Origin of the sequence: Phycobacter sedimenti (assembly GCF_038148855.1) — a bacterium.
GTDB lineage: Bacteria > Pseudomonadota > Alphaproteobacteria > Rhodobacterales > Rhodobacteraceae > Phycobacter > Phycobacter sedimenti.
In genome coordinates this window covers 89,143-108,971 of record NZ_JBBVGR010000007.1, presented here as the reverse complement: position 1 = coordinate 108,971, position 19,829 = coordinate 89,143, and the positions used below count along the sequence as shown (strand labels likewise).

Below are 19,829 nucleotides of genomic sequence, written 5' to 3'. Positions count from 1 at the left end.
GGCGGCACTGCCTGCCCCGAAAACGTGAGCGACCACCAAGGAGGAGAGACTCACATGACCAAGAAAGCAGAGGCAGCATCCAGCCGCCGTGACTTTCTGAAGATCGCCGCAACCACGGCGCCGCTCGCGGCAGTGGCTGTTGCGACGACCGGGGGCGCGGTGGAGGCCGCAGAACCCGATCTTGCAAAGGAGACGATGCAGGATACCGCGCATACCCGCGCCTATTACGAAAGTGTCCGGTTCTAACGCACCGCATGCTACCCAAATGACCGAAGGCAACTGGTTGCGTGACGCCCGACCGCCTGAAGTTTTTTCGTCAACCCAGCGCGCTCCCGGGGAGGGGGCAAGCAAGGGAGGTTCTAAATGCTTAGGAAAAAGACCAACGGGGTTGCGAGACGCCCCCAGCGGACCAGTATCCTGTCCAAAGTCGGCGAAACATCCGTCGACCGCCGCGCGTTTCTGCGTGGCTCCGGCCTGGCCATCGGCGGCCTGGCTGCCATCAGCGCCACCGGCGGGTCGGTGACCCAGGCCAATGCGGCCACCGCGGCAGCGGGCGCTGTTGAAACCGTGAAATCGGTCTGCACCCACTGCTCGGTCGGCTGTACCGTCGTGGCAGAGGTCCAGAACGGTGTCTGGGTCGGGCAGGAACCCGGCTGGGACAGCCCGTTCAACCTCGGCGCCCATTGCGCCAAGGGTGCATCCGTGCGTGAGCACGCCCATGGTGAGCGCCGCCTCAAGTACCCGATGAAAAAAGAGGGTGGTGAGTGGAAGCGCATCTCCTGGGATCAGGCGATCAACGAGATCGGCGACGGGATGATGCAGATCCGCGAAGAAAGCGGACCTGACAGCGTCTACTGGCTCGGCTCGGCCAAGCACAACAACGAACAGGCCTACCTGTTCCGCAAGTTCGCCGCCTACTGGGGCACGAACAACGTGGATCACCAGGCGCGGATCTGTCACTCCACCACCGTTGCGGGTGTTGCGAACACATGGGGCTACGGCGCCATGACCAACAGCTACAACGACATCCATAACTCCAAGGCGATCTTCATCATCGGCGGCAACCCGGCCGAGGCGCACCCCGTCTCGCTTCTGCACGTCCTGAAAGCCAAGGAGCAGAACAACGCGCCGCTGATTGTCTGCGATCCGCGTTTCACCCGCACCGCGGCCCATGCCGACGAATATGTGCGCTTCCGTCCGGGCACCGACGTTGCACTGGTCTGGGGCATCCTGTGGCACATCTTTGAAAACGGTTGGGAAGACAAAGAGTTCATCCGCACCCGTGTCTGGGGCATGGACCAGATCCGCGAGGAAGTGGCCAAGTGGACCCCCGAAGAGGTTGAGCGCGTCACCGGCACCCCCGGCGAGCAGCTGCGCCGCGTGGCCCGCACCATGGCCAACAACCGTCCCGGCACCGTGATCTGGTGCATGGGTGGCACCCAGCACACCAATGGTAACAACAACACCCGTGCATACTGTGTGCTGCAGCTGGCGCTGGGCAACATGGGCACCGAGGGCGGCGGCACCAACATCTTCCGCGGCCACGACAACGTGCAGGGTGCAACCGACCTTGGCGTTCTGTCGCACACGCTGCCCGGCTACTATGGCCTGTCCAAAGGCGCATGGGGTCACTGGGCGCGCGTCTGGGGTGAAGATCCGGAATGGCTCGCGGGCCAGTTCGACACGCTGAAAGGCGCGGACGGCAAGGACAAGAGCCTGCAGAACCTGACGGGTATTCCGGTCAGCCGCTGGATCGACGGTATCCTTGAAGACAAGGAGAACATGGACCAGCCGAACAATGTTCGCGCCATGGTTCTGTGGGGCCATGCGCCCAACTCGCAGACCCGGATGACGGAAATGAAGACGGCGATGGAAAAGCTGGACATGCTGGTCGTGGTCGACCCGTATCCCACCGTTTCCGCCGTGCTGCATGACCGCACCGATGGTGTCTACCTGCTGCCGGCCTGTACCCAGTTCGAAACCCGTGGTTCTGTCACTGCGTCGAACCGCTCGATCCAGTGGCGCGACAAGGTGGTCGATCCGCTGTTCGAAAGCCTGCCTGATCACGTGATCATCGCAAAGTTCGCGAACAAGTTCGGCTGGGCCGATCGTCTCTTCCGCAACATCGAGATGGAAGATGCCGAAACGCCCAACATCGAAAGCATCACCCGCGAGTTCAACCGCGGCATGTGGACGGTCGGCTACACCGGTCAAAGCCCGGAGCGCATCAAGAAGCACATGGCCAACCAGCACACCTTTGACCGCACCACGCTCAAGGCGATCGGTGGTCCGGCCGATGGGGACTACTACGGGATGCCCTGGCCGTGCTGGGGCACGCCCGAGATGAACCATCCGGGTACGCCGAACCTTTACGACATGTCCAAGCCGGTCTCCGAGGGTGGTCTCACCTTCCGTGCCCGTTTCGGCGTGGAGCGGGACGGTGACAACCTTCTGGCCGAGGGCGTCTATTCTGCAGGGTCCGAGATTCAGGACGGTTATCCTGAGTTCACCATGCAGATGCTGATGGACCTGGGCTGGGATGGCGACCTGACCGATGACGAGCGTGCCGCAATCGATGCGGTGGCGGGTCCCAAGACCAACTGGAAAACCGACCTTTCGGGCGGCATCCAGCGGGTTGCGATCAAGCACGAATGTGCGCCCTTCGGCAATGCCAAGGCGCGTGCGGTCGTGTGGACCTTCCCGGACCCGGTGCCGGTGCACCGCGAGCCGCTGTACACCAACCGCCGGGATCTGGTTGCGGATTATCCGACCTACGAGGATCGCAAATTCTATCGTCTGCCGACGATGTACGCCTCGATCCAGAAGAAGGATGTCTCGCAGGAGTTCCCGATCATCCTCACTTCCGGCCGACTGGTCGAATACGAGGGTGGCGGCGACGAGACCCGCTCGAACCCCTGGCTGGCCGAACTCCAGCAGGACATGTTCGTCGAGATCAACCCGCGCGATGCCAATAACCTTGGCGTGCGGGATGGCGAACAGTGCTGGGTCGAAGGTCCGGAAGGCGGCAAGGTCAAGGTCATGGCCATGGTCACCGAACGGGTCGGCGAGGGCGTTGCCTTCATGCCGTTCCACTTTGGCGGTCATTTCCAGGGCGAGGACCAGCGGCACAAGTACCCGGATGGGGCTGATCCATATGTGCTGGGCGAAAGCACCAACACGGCGCAGACCTATGGGTATGACAGTGTGACCCAGATGCAGGAGACGAAATGTACTCTCTGCAAAATCATGCCAGCGTAAGGAGATAGAGTAATGGCAAGAGCGAAGTTTCTCTGCGATGCCGAACGCTGCATCGAATGTAACGCCTGTGTCACCGCCTGTAAGAACGAGCATGAGGTGCCTTGGGGGATCAACCGTCGCCGCGTCGTGACCATCAATGATGGCAAGCCCGGTGAACGCTCGATCTCGGTCGCCTGCATGCATTGTTCGGATGCGCCCTGTATGGCCGTCTGCCCGGTGGACTGCTTCTACCAGAACGAGGAAGGGGTGGTTCTGCACTCCAAGGACCTCTGCATTGGCTGCGGCTACTGCTTCTACGCGTGCCCCTTTGGCGCGCCGCAGTATCCGCAGGCGGGCAATTTTGGCAGCCGTGGCAAGATGGACAAATGCACCTTCTGCGCTGGTGGCCCCGAGGAGACCCACTCCAACGCGGAGTTCTCCAAGTACGGTCGCAACCGGATCGCCGAGGGCAAGCTGCCCATCTGCGCCGAAATGTGCTCGACCAAGGCGCTGCTGGCCGGTGACGGCGACGTGGTGTCGGCGGTCTATCGCGAACGCGTCGTGGCGCGCGGTTTCGGCACCGGCGCTTGGGGCTGGGGCACCGCCTACGAGCAAAAGGGCGGTTAAACCGGCCTTTTCAGGGTAAATATCGGATGGCCTGCGGACAGCAGGCCATCCTGCCCTATTTGAATTCATAAAAGACACATCCGTACAGGACATCCGTCCGTACGTCAGACAGACTCGAAGGAGTGTGGCTCATGCTGCGCATGGTTTTCGCATTTGTTCTGCAACTGGGGCTGCTTGTCGGCGCGGTGCAGGCACAGGACACGACCGCGCCGGTTGAGGTGGACCGCAGTGCCACTGGCGGCGCGCAGACGCTTGAGGATATCCTCGCCCGACAAAGGGGCGAGAAACTGGACGACTCCTTCCGCCGCAATGCCACCGGTGATCCCGATATCGCGGCCGGCATAACACAGCAGCTTGGTACGCTGGGCGGGGCGTCTGATGCTGAGGTCTGGCGGCAACTGCGCTACGGGTCGGCCGACGTGACGGTCTCTGCGGGAGGAGAGGTGGCGAGCGTGCTGATGCAGGACGGCGGCATGCCGTGGCTGACCTTCCGCGATGGCCCGTTGCGCCAATACGGCGGCTGGCTGTTGCTGGGTACGCTTGGCGCATTGGTGGTGTTCTACGTCCTGCGGGGCCGTATCCCGGTAGACGGCGAGATGACGGGCCGCACCGTGACCCGCTTCAAGTTCATTGAGCGTATGGCGCACTGGACACTCGCCGGCTCCTTCATCATCCTCGGCATCACCGGCCTGCTGACCCTGTTTGGCCGCGCCTTTGTCGCGCCCTACCTTGGCAAGGAACTCAATTCCTATTTGCTGATTTATGGTAAATGGCTGCACAACTCGGTTGCCTGGGCCTTTATGGTGGCGCTGGTCTTGGTGTTCGTGATGTGGGTGGTGCACAACATCCCCAACCGGACTGACCTTGTCTGGATCCGCCAGTTCGGTGGCATCATCGGCAACAAGCACCCGCCGGCGAAGAAGTTCAACGCCGGCCAGAAGGTGATCTTCTGGTCTGTGATCCTCTTTGGCGCCTCGATATCGATTTCGGGCCTGTCGCTGCTGTTCCCCTATGAGATGCCACTGTTCGCAAAGACCTTTGCGATCCTGAACGACATCGGCATCCCGCAGTGGATCGGGTTCGGCAGCCTGCCCGAACAGCTGTCTCCGCAGGAGGAGATGCAGTTTGCCCAGGCCTGGCACGCGATCGTGGCCTTCGTGCTGATGGCGATCATCATCGCTCATATCTACATTGGCTCTGTCGGCATGGAGGGCGCTTATGACGCCATGGGATCGGGTGAAGTCGATGAGGCCTGGGCCCATCAGCACCACTCGATCTGGCTGGAAGAAGTGCTGGAGGAAGAAAAGGCCAAGACCGCCGCAAGCGCCAAGGGCGCGACCCCGGCGGAATAGGCAGGTACGAGGGACCGTGAAGATGCGCTTCCTTGCGTCCTTGAGTTTCGTGGCAGCCTTCTGCGCCGGGTCACTTCCGGCGCAGGAGTTCACCACGCTCAAAGGGCACGGGGGACCGATCATGGGGCTGGCGGTGGCGTCCTCGGGTCAGGTGGCCAGCGCCAGTTTCGACAATTCGGCGGCGTTCTGGGCTGACCGCGCGCCGCAGTGGCTCGAAGGGCATGATGCGGCGGTGACGGCGGTGACATTCGCAGGTCGGGGTCGCCTTGTGACCGGAGGCGATGATTTTGCCATCCGCCTTTGGGCCCCCGATGGTTCCTCGCAGCTGTTGGGGGTGCACAAGGGCAAGGTGCGCGGGCTTGCGGTCTCGCCCGATGGTCAGTCTCTTGCCTCGGCCAGCTGGGACGGTAGCGTCGGGATCTGGTCTTTGGCCGGCGGGGCGCCTGCGCGGATGATCGACATTGGCAGCGGCGTCAATGACGTGGCCTATGGGCCGGAAGGCATGCTCTTTGCGGCCACGATGGACGGCCGCATCCTGCGCGTCGATCCGGCCGGGCAGGGCGCGCCGCGTCCGCTGGCCGAGCAGGGCTTTGGCGTCAACAGGCTGATCGTGGACGGGCAGTCAGGTTGGCTGGCCTATGGCGCGGTGGATGGTGCGACGCGGGTGATCGACCTTGCCAGCGGCGCGCAGATTGCCGATTTCACCCTGGACCGTCGCCCGATCCTTGCGATGGCCTATCATGCGGCCACGAGGCAACTCGCCGTGGGGGACGGGCATGGCTACATCATGATGATCTCAACCGGCGAGGTTGGGGGCAAATGGCGCATCGCCCGGGATTTCCGCGCGGCCCGCAAGGGCCCGATCTGGGCGCTTGCTTTTTCGCCGGGTGGCGACACCATCTGGGCCGGTGGCCTCGATGATGTGATCTATGGCTGGCCGGTGGCACTGATGGAGGAGTTCGACCCGGCCATGGGGCAGGAGCGCACCTTCCTGCGCGCCCCGGACAGCATGCCAAACGGAGAGCGGCAGTTCATGCGCAAATGCTCGATCTGTCACGCGCTGACCCCGGGCGAAAGTCGCAAGGCAGGTCCGACCCTTTTTGGCGTCTTCGGACGCCCGGCAGGCAGCCTTCCGGGATACCGCTATTCGCCGGTTCTGGATGGATCTGATATCATCTGGAACGAAGACACGATCGACGCGCTGTTCGATCTGGGGCCGGATCACTATATTCCGGGCTCAAAGATGCCAATGCAGCGCATAACCGCCGCCGAGGATCGCAAGGATCTGGTGGCTTTTCTGAAACACGCAACGCAACCGGAGTAAAACAGGATGAAAGCGATGTTAGCGGGCTTTGTGGCCATTGCCGTGATCGCCGTTGGGGCGGATCTGGCCCTCGATCGCGCGGGGTTTGCCGCCGATGAAAAATTTGCGGGCCAAGCGGTGCGTCTGGATTGAACCAGCCTGTGATCTCTGCCGCCCCGCGTGATGAATACGGTGAAAACCTGGCCGGTGCTTCGATCCTGGTGATCGATGACGAACCTGGCATGCGCAATTTCATGACCAAGATCCTGAACCCCCGCTGCAAGCGGGTGGAGCAGGCCAGCTCGGCCGCCGAAGCCTCGGAGATTCTGGACAAGGCGCATTTCGATCTGGTGATTCTCGACAACATCATGCCGGGCAAGACCGGACTTGAATGGGTGCAGGAGCAGCGCCGCGTGGGGCTGTTTGCCGATACCATTCTGGTAACGGCCTATGCGGATCTGGAAACCGCGATCCTGGCGCTGAGAGCCGGGGTGGCCGATTTCGTGCTGAAGCCCTTCAGGGCCAACCAGATCCTGAACTCGGTGGCGCGGGCGCTGGACCGGAAGTACCTTCGGCGGGAAAACTACCTTCTGAAGCATGAACTCTCGGTCGAAGGTTCCGCTGCGCGTGGGCGGCTTCTGGGGAAATCGGCGGCCATCACCAAGGCGCGCGAGATGCTGAAACGCCTTGCTCCGCTGCCGACACCGGTCCTGTTCACGGGCGCCAGCGGCACCGGCAAGGAGATCGCGGCCCGGACGCTGCATTCCCTGTCGGACCGGTCAGAAAAGCCGTTCGTGGCGGTCAACTGCGCGGCCATCGCGCCGGATCGCATCGCGCACGAGCTGTTCGGTGTTCTGGACGATCAGGATCGCCGCCGGGACGGGTTGTTCCTGCACGCGGACGGCGGCACGCTGTTTCTTGATGAGGTTGCCCAGATGCCCGATCAGGTTCAGGCGGCTCTGCTGCGGGTTCTGGAGGACCAGCGCGTGCGCCCGGTGGGCGCCGAGCGGGACATCCCCCTCAATCTGCGGTTCCTCTTTGCCACCAACGCGGATCTGGAACAGGCCGTGGCCGAGGGGCGGTTCCGCTCGGATCTTTATCACCGCATCAATGTGGTGAAGATCGAGATGCCCCCCTTGCGCGAGCGGATCGAGGATATCGTGGAACTGGCGGCGCTGTTCATGGAGCAGTTTTCGGCGACCCTGGCCATGCCCGCGCTGGAGCTGGACGAGGAAACCCTCCTGAAATTCTCGCGCTACGACTGGCCGGGCAACGTGCGTGAGTTGCGCAATCTCATCGAACGTTCGGTGATTCTTGGGGCTTTCCCCGAAGAGTTTTCCGGCAAGGGTTCGGTCACCGGGCCAGCGGCGATCGAGAGCTTGGAGCTGGTCACACAGCGGCACATCATGCACATGCTGGACGCCTGCGACGGCAACCGCGCCGAAGCGGCCCGTCGTCTGGGTGTGTCGCGCAAGACCATCGACCGCAAATGCGCCTCTTGGGGCGTTTGACAGGCTGAAGGCGCTCGCCCGGACGATCACGGGAGGCTCCCGCGTCTATTGCATGATTTGCGATGCAAATCGCGCACAACAGCCTTGGGCCCGGCGCTGCGCATGCGCGCAGCGTGCCCCGGCCTAGTCGCTTCGTTCCGGCAGCCAGACGGAGAATGCAGCGCCGCCACCGGGGCGGTTCTGGGCCGTGATGATACCTCCCACGTTCTGGATCAGGGTCTGACTGATCGAAAGGCCCAGCCCGGTACCCTCACCGGGCTTGGTCGTGAAGAACGGATTGAAGACCTCTGACAGGTGAACCTCGCGAATGCCGGGGCCTGTGTCGGCCACCGTGAGACAGGCGCCAGGTGCGCCTCCCCGCTCTTCCGGAGCAAGGGTCAGGGTCAGGGTGCCCTGGTCCTTCATGGCTTGCGCGGCGTTGATGATCAAATTGATGATCACCTGCTGCAGCTCGCCCGGATCGATCCGGACTTGCGGAGCAGACCCAAGATTGCCTTCGACAGTAATGCCATGTTTGGCGATCACATGATCGACCAGTACCAGGCAGTCAGTCACAACGTTCGATATGTCGACGCTTTCCTCGAAGGTGCCGAATTCGGAGGGGCGCGCGAACTGCAAGAGCTTGCCCACGATGGCGCCGATCCGCATGACCTGATTGTCGATAAGGTCGAGCTCGGTTTTCACCTCGCCCGCAGCGGGGCCGAGGGTCATTCGCATCACGTCCACATTGCCCTGGATCACCGCCACGGGGTTGTTGATCTCATGGGCGACCCCGGCGGTGATCTCGCCGATCGAGGCGAGTTTCTCGCTCATCACCAGCTGCTTGTAGGTTTCTTCCAGTTTCTGGTTGGCATCCCTCAGTTCGGCGGTGCGCTGATCGACGCGGGTGTTCAGCTCTTCGGCCCAGTCGCGCAGTTTCTGATCGCGGTCCTGGATCTGATCCAGCAGCGTATCAAGATGAGCGGCCACCTGCCCAATCTCATCGCGGCTGCCGACATTGCCGTTGCGGGCCGTTAGATCCCCGTGCTCGACCCGTTGCATGGTCTGGCTCATCCGTTCGAGCGGAGCAAAAATGCCCTTGGCCAGCCACAGGAACAGAGGCGCCGAGATCGCCAGAACCAGAAGGAACACACCAACGATGGTCCAATAGGCTTCGGTTTTGGCCGTATCATAGGGCGCCTCAAGGAAGCCGACATAAAGCATGCCGACCCGCGCGCCGAAACTGTCGGTCAGCGGCAGATAGCCCGAAATGTACCAGTCATTCACCACAAAAGCGCGGTCGAGCCAGGTGCGCCCTTCCTCCAGCACCACATGGCGCACCGCCGCAGACACCCGTGTGCCAAGAGCGCGCACGTCCTCGAAGAGGCGCACATTGGTGGACACCCGCGTGTCCTCAAGGAACAGTGTGGCAGTGCCCTGCCGGTTGCCGTTGTCTTCGTCGCCGAGGTACACCAGCGCATTGAGCGTATCGATGAAATCAAGATTGCGGTTCAGCAACAGCCCCCCGCGCAGAACGCCGTTGTGACCGGCCATGATCACGGGGGCTGCGGTATGGACGACCATGCCGCGATCCTCGATCTTGCGCAGGGTCGGGGCGGCGGCTTCGGTCTCGATCAGGGGGATGACGGCGCCTTCCTGCAGGGCAGGGGAGAGAAGCGCCAGATCCGCAGCCGAGAAAATATCAATCTCTGAGGCAAGCTGTCCGCGGGCAGCGGTCTGCACAACGGGCCATTTCCCCTGCGCCCCGTTCACGGCCGAAAGAGGCAGGTATTCAAGGAAATCCAGCTGGAGCCGCTGTCGTCGGCTATCGAGAAAACGGCTTACGGCTTCGGGGCCTTCCTTAAGCGCGGCCTCAAACGCGGTGGATTGGGCGAGGCTGAGCATGTCATTGGCACTGCCGGTCTGCAAATGGCCAAGGTACTGTTCGGCAATGCGCAGATCGCTGTCCACCTTGGCGATCAGCACCGCATCGTAATCCGCATTCCAGCGGGTCATCGCGAGGATCAGCACCAGCGGCATCAAGACGCTGAGCGGTACAAGCGCCAGAAGCAACAGGCGTAGGCGAACGGATTTCAAGGTGTTGCTCCTCCCAAGGCGGTGCCAGTGTGGCACCGGTCTTGGGGGCAGAGCAAGGGGCGAAGGGCAAGCGGTTTCAGGCGGGAATGACTTTTCCGGCCCAATCGAACACCTTGCCGCTGTCGGGTGGTGCGAGGCCCGCTATGACGCCGACAAGACGGGAGGCCGAGTAGTCCGGCGTGAACAGCTTGTCTTCCGGCACGGCGCGACTGAACGGGCGGGACAGATGCGTGTCCACCGTGCCCGGATGCAATCCGGCGCAGATCAGCTGCGGGTGGGTGCGGGCCACCTCGATGGCATAGTTGCGCAGCAGCATATTGAGCGCGGCCTTTGAGGCCCGGTAGGCGTGCCAGCCGCCAAGGCCATTGTCCGAGATCGATCCCACCCGGGCGGAAAGCGCGGCAAAGATGGCGCGCTGGTCCCGCGGCATGCGCGGCAGCAGGTGTTTCGCGACAAGGGCGGGCCCAAAGGTGTTGATCGCAAATACACGCTCAAAGGCCGGCAGGCTTTGCTGCTTGAGGGATTTTTCGGGTTTCAGCCCAGTATCGTCCGACAGGATGCCGGTCGCGACAATCACCAGATCCGGAGCCTCAACGGATTTCGCAAAGGCCGATAGGCTGTCCTCGTCGGTGATATCGGCGGCATGGGCGACAACGCGGCCGGTTGCGTCATGAGCGCCGCTGCGGCTGACGGCATGGATCGTCTGAACCCCCGGCAGGGCCGCATAATGGCGCACCAGGGCCGAGCCGATTCCGCCGCTGGCGCCAAAGATAACCACCTCTTTTGGGGAATGCTCTGCGGACATGGGCAGCCTTTACATCAACTTGAGAAACAGACGCCGGGGCAAAAGGCGGCCGATGGTGAAGACCCAGGTAAAGGGCGCCGGGAAGGAGGTTGAAAACCGACCACCGCGCATTGCGCGCAAACAGCGTTGGGCGGCGTCCTGTGGCTCCAGGATTTGCGGCATCTTGAACTGGTTCTTGTCGGTCAGACGGGTGCGGATGAAGCCAGGGTTGATGACCTGCACCTGCACGCCGGTGCCGCGCAGATCTGCCTGCAGGTTTTCGCCCAGATGCATCAATGCCGCCTTGGACGCGCCATAGCCGATGGCGCCGGGCAAGCCGGTGAACCCGGCCAGCGACCCGATCAGAACGATATGGCCGCGATCACGTCGGCAGAACTCCGGCACGATCTGCCCAAGCACCCGCATGGCGCCCATGAAGTTCACTTCGCACATGGTTTCAACCGCGTCCGGCCGCCACTCCTGCGCGGTGAGCGGGTCATAGGCACCGGCGCAGTAAATGATGCCATCGATGGAGCCAAGCGCCTTGGTTGCATCCGCCACACTGGCAGCATCGGTGACATCCAGGGGCAGGGACTTGGCGTCGCTTAGTCGGGCGGCCAGCACATCGAGCCGCGTTGCGTTGCGCGCCGACAGGATAAGGCGCGCGCCGACCTCATCCAGGGCTTCGGCCATGGCGCGGCCCAGCCCCTCGCTGGCGCCGACAATCCACCATGTCTGACCCTTGAACGAGGACATATTATCCCTCCACCGGGCGCATGGTCGCGATCAACTCGACAACCTTTATGCCGAACTTGCGCATTTCGGAACGGTTGAGAATGGTGCCATTCTCCATCAGGTACATCCAGTCGGTCACGTCCAGCACATGGCCGCCTGCGTCTTCGGGCAGGCGAATGCGATAGTTGAGCTCGACCATGGCGCCCATCTGGCGGCCCGTTCCGGTGCCGATGATGTCGTCGGCGGTGGCGGTGAAATGGCCGTTCTCGCCCATTGTGAGATACCATTTGCGCGCCTGGGTGCTGCCGTTTGCGTATGAGAAATCCTCGGTCAGGGTGCCGGTGGCGCCGTCCCAGGTGCCGCGCATCTGTGCCACAAAGCGGGACACCACGCGCCCGCGCGGACCGTAGATCATGCCTTCGGAGATCAGATTGCCCGACAGGCGCTCCTGGATGTCAAAGGCAGGACCAGTGCCCGCGTAATGCTCAAGTCTCTGGGAGCGAAAGCCGAAACCGGGTCGCCACAGGGCGAGGATCAGTACGGCAACAAGGAGGAGAAGCACAAGTTTCATGAGACAGAGACCTCGCGGGGCAGGCGCACCACCAGTGCGATTGCCAGTAGCTTGATGAGACAGGGAAGAACGGCATAGGCGAGCGTGAGCGCCTCAAGTGCGGCGACGCTGTTGGGCCCGCCCGGAGTGAACCCGCTGAACTGAAGCGCTGGCAGCAGCATCAGCGCGGCGGCCGCCAGGGCCAGCTTGGCGGCAAAACTCCACAGGCCGAAGGCCTGACCGGCCTGCACCCCGGCCCGCGCCAGTGCAGACGAGAACAGGACCGGCAGGATCACCATGTCCGCGCCAAGGGCCGCGCCGGATCCGATGCAGATCAGGGCAAAGGCGATGGCAGCGCCCTCGGGCAGGATGGCGGCTGACACGAAGGACAGGATCGCCAGCGCCATGGCAGGGACCAGCACCTGCCGCGCGCCATATTTGGCGCTGGCGCGGGTCCAGAAGGGCACCGAAACGCCGGCGGCGAGAAAGAACAGGATCAGGAAGGGACCGGCCAGATCCGGCAGGCCCAGTTTTTCCTCGACGAAGAACAGGAACAGGGTCGAGGTCATGGCGACGGGCAGACTGTTGATCAGCGCCAGCACCAGCAGCCGGGTGCCCCCGGCGCCGTGAAAGGCGGACAGGGACAAGGGCGCCTCGGGGCGGGTCGGCAGGCGCCACAAGGGGCGCGTCAGCATCCAGATTGCAAGACAGACCAGTGCCAGCAAGACGCCAAAGGCGCCGTAGCCCTGGCCGGGGGCGCCAAGCGCCACCAGAACAGTTGGGGCGAGCGCCGCCACGATGATCCCGGCCAATGTGCCTCCCTCGCGCCAGCCTGCCATGCGGATCAGCGCCTCTTGCGATCCGGCCAGCGACAGGCTTTGCCCGTAAAAGAGGATGGTTCCAAGGCTGTAGGCGCTGAACAACAGAACCAAAGCGGCAACCAGCCAGACCAGAGTGCCCGAGCCCGGCAAAAGCGTGTAGAGCAGCAGAAACCCCGCCGCCATGCCAAGGCAGGCCACGGCAGCAAAGGCGCTGCGCGCCCTTGGGTGGCGGTCGATCAGCCAGCCAAGGGCCGGATCCTGAACGAAATCAAGGATGCGGATCCCCGCCAGCACCGCGCCGAGCGTCGCAAGACTGAGGCCCAGTTCCGCCGTGGCATAGCGCGGCAGGTGAATATAAAGCGGCAGCCCGGCCGCAGCCAGCATCAGCGCAAAAAGACTGATCCGGGCGCCTTGCATCACTCACCCCTCAGCTCTGCCGACAGACGCGCCGAGCGGCTGTTTTCCGAAAGCCAGATGCCAAGGAAACGTTTGCGCACGTCCGAATGGCGAATGTCGCAGGTGCGCTCACCGTTCAGGTAAAGCGCCATGCTATCGGGGCGCACAGAGACTGCGGTAAAGACATCGCCATTTCCAACATTGCGAAAACAGTTGCCCAGCTTGCCGACCAGGGCGTCAAGATCTGGCTGTGTGCCTTCGATGCGCTCAATCTCGGATCGGGTCGATTCCGTCAGGTCTTCGCGGTCGATGCTGCGGAAATACTCGATCTCCAGCGCAAGCGGACGGCTCCAGTCGAACCGGTTGGCACCATCGGTGTGCAGGCGCGCGCGGTAGACCGCGATGCCAAGCCAGCGCAGGGTCGCCGTGCCCAGCTCCACCGGTTGCATCAGGCCATAGGTCCTGAGGTTGGCCGAGGCTGCAGCGGGCGCAAGGAGTGTCGCTGCGGTGGCCAGTGCGATCAGGGATCTGCAGATGTTTCTATGCATGGCTCAGCTCCACCTGCACCACATCGGTCTGCCCCGCGGCAAAAGAGCCGGCGCAGATCTCAAGATAATAGCGCCAGTTGCGTAGGAAGGCCTGATCGTAGCCAAGTTCGAGGATCTTGGGCGCGCGTTCCGACAGGCGCTCGGCCCACATCCGGCAGGTGCGGGCGTAATCCTGCCCAAAGGCAAAGGAGTTGGTGACCTTCAGCCCGGCCTGCCGCGCCTGATGAGAGATCACCGCATCGGACAAGAGCATACCGCCCGGGAAGGTGTACTGGCGGATGTAATCGGATGAATTGCGATAGATGTCGAAATAGCTGTCCTGAACGGTGATCGCCTGAACGACGGCCTTGCCGCCCTCCGCCAGACGCGATTTCACGGTCGAGAAGTAGCTCGGCCAATAGCGTTCGCCCACGGCTTCGATCATCTCGATCGAGACGATATTGTCGAAGGTGCCTTGTGATTTGCGGTAGTCACACAGCTCGATCGCGGCGCGCCCGTCAAGGCGGGCATCCGCGTATCCGTGCTGGCTGGGCGAGATGGTCAGGCCGGTTACATGGCGGCCACTGTCTGCGGCGCGTTCGGCAAAGCCGCCCCAGCCGCAGCCGATCTCCAGAATGCGATCGCCATCCGAAAGGCGGCTGAGCGCGCGGTCGTATTTACGGTTCTGGGCGCGTTCAAGGTCATTGTCGCCTGGGGCAAACAGCGCCGAGGAATAGGTCATGCTGCTGTCGAGCCACAGCTGGTAGAACTCGTTGCCGACATCGTAATGCGCCTTGATGTTGCGGGCCGAGCCGCGGATCGAATTTGCGCGCAGAATGCGGTCGACGGCGCGGAACTTGAGCCCGCTCCAGAAGCTCGGGTAGGCAAAATCGCCAAAGTAGTCGAGGTTCAGCAGGGCGACGTGGATCAGCGTCTCGATGCTGGAGGTTTCCCACAGACCTTCGATGTAGGTTTCACCCAGACCGATATCGCCCCGTGCGGCCATTGCTGTCACGGCGGCCCAGTCAAAGATCACCATTTCGGCTTCGGGCGCGCCCTGTCCGAAATCATGCACCTCGCCCTCGGGGGTGGTAAGGCGCAGACTGCCTTTTCGGATCCGGGCGCAGCTGTCGAGAAAGTCGCGTTTTACGCGGTTGGTAATGAAAAGCATCAGCTGACCTCCTGTTTCGGGGGCAGGGGGCGCTGACGATACGGCGCCCCCTTGAGTTTGAGTTTCAGTGCCTGCCAGTAGATTAGGGCGATGGTGCGAAAGGCGCCAAAGGGTCGACGCAGACTGGCGCGCAGGAGCGAGGCATTGCTCAGCGGCTGGCGCCGTCCGAACAGGGTGGCAATCACGCCGTCCTCGCCGTCTTTCAGCGCGATGCGAATGGCGATCCGGTCCGGGCGGATATCGAAATGGAACCGGTACCCTCCGGCGATTTTCTGGAAGGGGGAGACGTGGAAGATCTTTTGCGCGGTGATCTCGTCCTGTGGGCGGATCAATGCAAACCCGTCCCGGTGGCACAGGTAGCTGTGGCGGTCCCCAAAGGTGTTGGAGACCTCGGCAATCACCGCGCGCAGCTCCTCCCCCTCCATCGCAAGCCAAAAGCTGACAGGGTTGAAATTGTACCATAGAAAGCTGGGTTGCGTCAGCAGGAGGATCCGCAGCCCTTCAAGGTCCAGGCCTGCGCCCTCAAAAACCTCGCGAGCCCACGGCAGTCCACGTCCCGCGCCGATGGGGCCGCCATGGTTGCGGTCATTGACCGATGCAAGGTTCAGACCGTTGCGGGAGAACAGCCCCGGCGTGGCCTCGGACATTGGATCTATGAGCACATAGTCCACCCCATAGCGAAAGGCATTGCGGATGCTTCCGCGCCTTGCGTGGGTGGTGTGGCCCGCGATGTGATCGGGCCAGAGTTTGGCAGGGGCCAGGGTCATGCGGCCATCCGTGCGGTGGTCTTTGACTCGATCGCGCGGGCAACGCGTACGGCGCTGGCAAAGCCGTCCTCGTGGAAGCCGTGACGCAGGTAAGCCCCGGCAAACCAGGTGTTGTTGTCGCCCTGAATTTGCTGAATTTCCTTCTGTGCGCGCATCGCGGCACGGTCAAAGACCGGGTGGCGGAAGGTGTTGACATCATAGATCATCTCTTCGCGCACCGGGCTGACCGGGTTGAGCGAGATGAACAGCGGATCATTTTCGGGGATGTTCTGCAGGCGGTTCATCCAGTAGGTGACGCCGATTGCGGGGCGGGTGTCGCGCGCTTCGGCCTTGTAGACCCAGGAGGACCAGCAGGCGCGGCGTTTCGGCATCTGGCCGGGATCGCGGTGCAGGATCACCTCGTTGTCCTGATAGCGCATATCCCCGAGCAGCACTTCTTCTTTGGCTGTCGGGTTCGCCAGCAGACGCAGGGAGTCATCGGAGTGGCAGGCCATGATCACCTGATCAAACTCCTGCGCTTCGCCGCCCGGCAGGCGGATGGTCACACCACCGGGGTGCCGCTCGACCGACTGGACCGGAGTGCCGGGGCGCAGGGTGCAGCCCGTGGCGCGCAGATGCGCCTCGAGCCTGCGGACATATTCGATGCTGCCGCCCTTTACCGTCCACCACTGATGCTGGCCGGTGGCGCTGAGAAGAGCATGATTGCGGAAGAACTGGACCAGCGCCTTGGCCGGGAAGCCGCGGATTTCTTCCATCGGGGTCGACCAGATCGCGCCGCAGATCGGCATCAGGTAGTAACGCTGGAACCAGTCTCCGAGACGCAGGTCTTCCATCAACTGGCCGATGGTCACATCGTCACTATGGGCGGCGTCCACCGCACGGGCGTTGAAGCGCAGGATGTCCCGCACCATCCCGTAGAACGCGGGGCGCATAGCGTTGGATGGCTGACCAAACAACGTGGAAAGCGTCTTGAGGCCATATTCCACCGCCCCGTCATCGATGCTGGCGCCAAAGGTCATGTCGCTTTTGACGATGGGCACATCCAGATCGCGGAACATCGCCGTCAGGTGCGGGTAGTTCACGAAGTTGAAGACGATGAACCCGGTGTCCACGGGCTGATCCCCGCGAAGCCCCGCCGTCACGGTGCGCGCATGGCCACCAAGGCGCGGCGCGGCCTCGAACAGGGTCACGTCGTGGCCGGGCGAAAGGCTGTAAGCCGCAGCCAGACCAGAAATGCCGCCGCCGACGACGGCGATGCGCTGGCGGGGAAGAGGTGGGGCATCAAAGGACATATGATCTCCGTTTCTTTTCAACGGTTACGCAGGCTGCACGGGAGCGGATCAAAACTTTGTGCATTCTTTGCTGCTTGCACAGGCCCTTGGTCTCTGCCGGGTGGGTCGGCTGCACAGGCCTAAGAAAAAAAATCCGAAAAAATGATCCGTGTCTGAATACGCCGCGTATCAGCAATATGTTGGAATTGGACGTCGATCCCGCACTTGAAGTGCCTGCTCCACCGGTTACGGTGGACAAGTACTCCGCGACCTTGCGGGAAAGGAAAGATGTGGAACAGACGACACCGTCCGAGCAGACACTTTGGATGCTGGCCGTTCGAGACAAACGGGACCGCGTGGCCTTTGGCCAGCTGTTCGATCATTTCGCACCACGCCTGAAGGGCGTGATCTGCCGCTCAGGCATATCGCAGGGTCAGGCCGAGGACATCGTGCAGGACGTGATGCTGACCGTCTGGCGCAAGGCGCATCTGTTCGACCCTCAGCGCGCTCAGGTGTCTTCCTGGATCTACCAGATCGCGCGAAATCGGCAGATCGATGTGATCCGAAAGGAGCGGCGGCCCGTACCCGAAGAACTGAAGCAACCCGAAGAGGTGCAGGAAGACGCAAGCCAGATCGTTGCTCTTGAGCAGGAGACCACACGCCTGAGAGAGGCACTGGCACGGCTCAAACCCGCACAGCGCGAAATGGTTGAGAAAGCCTACCTCGGTGAGCTGAGCCACTCTGACATCCGCGCCGAGACGGGTTTGCCGCTTGGCACGATAAAATCCCGCATCCGGCTGGGGCTGGAACGGTTGCGGCACGAATTGAAGGGAACTGAGACGACATGAGCGGGATTACCCATCATATCCCAGACGAGTTGCTGATTGCCTATGCGGCAGGCAACCTGGACCAGGCGTTTTCGCTTGTGCTGGCGACGCATATCTCAATGTGTGACGAGTGCCGCGCCCGCCTTGGCGCGCACGAGGCCGTTGGCGGTGCAATGCTGGAAGAATTTGCGGCCTCTGACCAGTCGATCTCGGTATCGTCCGACATGAAGGCGCGTCTGATGGATGCGCTGGATGATCCCTATGAGGCGCCGCCTGTTTACGAACGTTCGGGCGTTTTCCCGGCTCCGGTGATGGAGGCGCTGGGTGGTCTGCCTCCCAAGTGGAAACCGCTCGGCATGGGGGTGCGCCAGTCGATCCTGTCTCATGGCAAGAACGGCAGCGTGCGGCTTCTGTACATTCCTGGCGGGCAGGCGGTGCCTGATCACGGCCACAACGGGCTGGAACTGACTCTCGTATTGCAAGGGGCATTCAGCGATGAGACCGGCCAGTTCGGCGTCGGGGATATGGAGATCGCAAACAGCGATCTGGAGCATACTCCGATTGCCGATGAAGGTCCGGCCTGTATCTGCCTTGCGGCGACGGATGCTGCCTTGCGGTTCCGCTCCTTCATACCGCGCCTGTTGCAGCCGGTGTTCCGTATCTGACCGAAGGGGCTGCCTCTGCAACGGCGTGGGGCCGGATGCGGTACAGGCACAAAGCCAAAAAAGGAAGCCGTGCGATTTGAAGGGTCTTCAAACCGCACGGCTTCGTTGTTTCACTTAGCTGAAAGCATGTGTCCCGTTTGATCTGATCAAACGGCCTTGGCCGCGCGGCTGTTGCGGCGCTTCAGGCTGGCTGCGCCAAGCAGACCGGTCAGCAACAGGACGCCACCGGCGGGCAGCGGCACCGGGCTTGGCCCCGTGTAGGCCGCGATCTCGGATGAACTCATGACGCCGCTGTAGACCTCGAGGAAGTCCAGCGTGCCCGACGTGGCTTCCCCTTTTCCAGTAGCGGTGTCGTCCTCGACCATTGTAAAGGCGCTGAGCGTGCCCAGCCCACCGCTGACCGAGAAGGCCTGGCTGCCGTTTACGTAACCCGTCGTGGTCGCGCCGTCGTATGTCACGCCGATGACTGTGTCCACGTTTGCCAATATCGTCCCGCCAGTGGCGGAGGTTGGACTATAGTATCTCAGAGCCCCGTTAAGGTTATAGAGGCCAGAGTCCGAAGACAGGCCGGAGACATCAAGAAGCTTGCGGTAGCCTGAAATGACGTCGAGCTCTACCCCGAAGAGGATCGAGTAGGTCAGCAGGCTGGACCCCATCGATACACCAAGCCCCTGGTTGGCGGCAAAGTTGTATCGCCCGCCCGACACGGACCCGGATCCGGATGCGGTCGCACCGCCCTGCGAATCCGTGAAACCGGAGTCAAAGGTGAACTGGCTGACCAGGGTCGCAGCATTGATGTGCGTGGCGGGAAGCAGGGACAGGCAGAGCGCTGTTGCAATGTGCAAAGCTCTCATAACGTTTCTCCTTTGTTTTATAATAATTTTGGATCACATGCGCGTTAACCTATGTTAACTATACCACCGTGTCCTTTGATGTGTCGACGGTTGTTTGCAGGGCATGTGCGTAAGAGACGCGGAAGCTGAGGTGTTTGCTAGAAACGCAAATCGTTTCACTGCTTTTTCAAGGGGCTGATTTTTGGGTAATTGGTTTCGAGGGGGATCGGTGCATTGTATCCGTCGGCTCAATTGAAGGAGCCCCCCCAAAGGTGGCCGGGTCAGCGGCAAAGCAGGCAGTAGAAAACGCGATAGGTCCTTCGGTCGAATACGTAGTCTCTTGAACAACTGGACCCGCGCCGAGCCCCGCCCAAAG

19 protein-coding genes are annotated in these 19,829 nt (G+C 62.2%); 9 read left to right on the top strand and 10 right to left on the bottom strand.

Annotated features, from left to right (window positions below; translation table 11 throughout):
- Positions 1–54: 54 nt before the first annotated feature.
- The 7 genes from AADA15_RS13480 (at position 55) to AADA15_RS13450 (ending at position 8,030) form a co-directional block, all read left to right on the top strand.
- Positions 55–246 (top strand): twin-arginine translocation pathway signal protein, encoded by a 192-nt coding sequence (locus AADA15_RS13480; protein WP_341642075.1) that lies wholly within the window; start codon positions 55–57, stop codon positions 244–246.
- A 117-nt stretch (positions 247–363) separates the two neighbouring features.
- Positions 364–3,258, top strand: coding sequence for a formate dehydrogenase subunit alpha (locus tag AADA15_RS13475; RefSeq protein WP_341642074.1), 2,895 nt, complete (start codon positions 364–366; stop codon positions 3,256–3,258).
- A gap of 12 nt (positions 3,259–3,270) precedes the next feature.
- Positions 3,271–3,864, top strand: coding sequence for a formate dehydrogenase FDH3 subunit beta (gene fdh3B / locus AADA15_RS13470; RefSeq protein WP_341642073.1), 594 nt, complete (start codon positions 3,271–3,273; stop codon positions 3,862–3,864).
- Positions 3,865–3,995: 131 nt separating this feature from the next.
- Entirely contained in the window at positions 3,996–5,216 is a 1,221-nt protein-coding gene (locus AADA15_RS13465) for a formate dehydrogenase subunit gamma (RefSeq protein WP_341642072.1), read from the top strand.
- Positions 5,217–5,238: 22 nt separating this feature from the next.
- Positions 5,239–6,540, top strand: coding sequence for a c-type cytochrome (locus AADA15_RS13460; protein WP_341642071.1), 1,302 nt, complete (start codon positions 5,239–5,241; stop codon positions 6,538–6,540).
- Between the two features lie 6 nt (positions 6,541–6,546).
- On the top strand, positions 6,547–6,672 hold the full coding sequence (locus AADA15_RS13455; RefSeq protein WP_341642070.1) for a hypothetical protein: 126 nt from the start codon (positions 6,547–6,549) through the stop codon (positions 6,670–6,672).
- Positions 6,669–8,030, top strand: a complete 1,362-nt coding sequence (locus tag AADA15_RS13450) for a sigma-54-dependent transcriptional regulator (RefSeq protein ID WP_341642069.1) — start codon at positions 6,669–6,671, stop codon at positions 8,028–8,030. The genes AADA15_RS13455 and AADA15_RS13450 overlap by 4 nt, the downstream gene beginning before the upstream one ends.
- A gap of 123 nt (positions 8,031–8,153) precedes the next feature.
- Here AADA15_RS13450 and AADA15_RS13445 read toward each other — a convergent pair whose 3' ends face one another.
- The 9 genes from AADA15_RS13445 to AADA15_RS13405 all read right to left on the bottom strand — a co-directional run bounded on the left by AADA15_RS13445 (position 8,154) and on the right by AADA15_RS13405 (position 17,149).
- On the bottom strand, positions 8,154–10,106 hold the full coding sequence (locus AADA15_RS13445; RefSeq protein ID WP_341642068.1) for a sensor histidine kinase: 1,953 nt from the start codon (positions 10,104–10,106) through the stop codon (positions 8,154–8,156).
- A 76-nt stretch (positions 10,107–10,182) separates the two neighbouring features.
- Positions 10,183–10,911 (bottom strand): SDR family NAD(P)-dependent oxidoreductase, encoded by a 729-nt coding sequence (locus tag AADA15_RS13440; RefSeq protein WP_341642067.1) that lies wholly within the window; start codon positions 10,909–10,911, stop codon positions 10,183–10,185.
- A gap of 9 nt (positions 10,912–10,920) precedes the next feature.
- The gene (locus AADA15_RS13435; RefSeq protein ID WP_341642066.1) at positions 10,921–11,646 is read right to left on the bottom strand and encodes an SDR family NAD(P)-dependent oxidoreductase; all 726 of its coding nucleotides are present in this window, start codon (positions 11,644–11,646) and stop codon (positions 10,921–10,923) included.
- Between the two features lies 1 nt (position 11,647).
- Positions 11,648–12,196, bottom strand: coding sequence for a DUF3833 domain-containing protein (locus AADA15_RS13430; protein ID WP_341642065.1), 549 nt, complete (start codon positions 12,194–12,196; stop codon positions 11,648–11,650).
- The gene (locus AADA15_RS13425) at positions 12,193–13,413 is read right to left on the bottom strand and encodes an MFS transporter (RefSeq protein WP_341642064.1); all 1,221 of its coding nucleotides are present in this window, start codon (positions 13,411–13,413) and stop codon (positions 12,193–12,195) included. Before AADA15_RS13425 ends, AADA15_RS13430 begins: the two co-directional genes overlap by 4 nt.
- Complete coding sequence (locus AADA15_RS13420; RefSeq protein WP_341642063.1) at positions 13,413–13,940, bottom strand: chalcone isomerase family protein; 528 nt, start codon at positions 13,938–13,940, stop codon at positions 13,413–13,415. The genes AADA15_RS13425 and AADA15_RS13420 overlap by 1 nt, the downstream gene beginning before the upstream one ends.
- Positions 13,933–15,090, bottom strand: a complete 1,158-nt coding sequence (locus tag AADA15_RS13415) for a class I SAM-dependent methyltransferase (protein ID WP_341642062.1) — start codon at positions 15,088–15,090, stop codon at positions 13,933–13,935. Before AADA15_RS13415 ends, AADA15_RS13420 begins: the two co-directional genes overlap by 8 nt.
- A complete protein-coding gene (locus tag AADA15_RS13410) occupies positions 15,090–15,857 on the bottom strand; it encodes a DUF1365 domain-containing protein (RefSeq protein ID WP_341642061.1) in 768 nt (255 codons plus the stop codon). Before AADA15_RS13410 ends, AADA15_RS13415 begins: the two co-directional genes overlap by 1 nt.
- Positions 15,854–17,149, bottom strand: coding sequence for an NAD(P)/FAD-dependent oxidoreductase (locus AADA15_RS13405; protein ID WP_341642060.1), 1,296 nt, complete (start codon positions 17,147–17,149; stop codon positions 15,854–15,856). Before AADA15_RS13405 ends, AADA15_RS13410 begins: the two co-directional genes overlap by 4 nt.
- Before the next feature lie 176 nt (positions 17,150–17,325).
- Here AADA15_RS13405 and AADA15_RS13400 point away from each other — a divergent pair, with 176 nt between their 5' ends.
- Both AADA15_RS13400 and AADA15_RS13395 read left to right on the top strand, forming a co-directional pair.
- Complete coding sequence (locus AADA15_RS13400) at positions 17,326–17,976, top strand: sigma-70 family RNA polymerase sigma factor (RefSeq protein ID WP_437343196.1); 651 nt, start codon at positions 17,326–17,328, stop codon at positions 17,974–17,976.
- Positions 17,973–18,620 (top strand): ChrR family anti-sigma-E factor, encoded by a 648-nt coding sequence (locus AADA15_RS13395; RefSeq protein ID WP_341642059.1) that lies wholly within the window; start codon positions 17,973–17,975, stop codon positions 18,618–18,620. The genes AADA15_RS13400 and AADA15_RS13395 overlap by 4 nt, the downstream gene beginning before the upstream one ends.
- A gap of 146 nt (positions 18,621–18,766) precedes the next feature.
- Here AADA15_RS13395 and AADA15_RS13390 read toward each other — a convergent pair whose 3' ends face one another.
- Positions 18,767–19,474, bottom strand: a complete 708-nt coding sequence (locus AADA15_RS13390; RefSeq protein WP_341642058.1) for a VPLPA-CTERM sorting domain-containing protein — start codon at positions 19,472–19,474, stop codon at positions 18,767–18,769.
- Positions 19,475–19,829 lie beyond the last annotated feature (355 nt).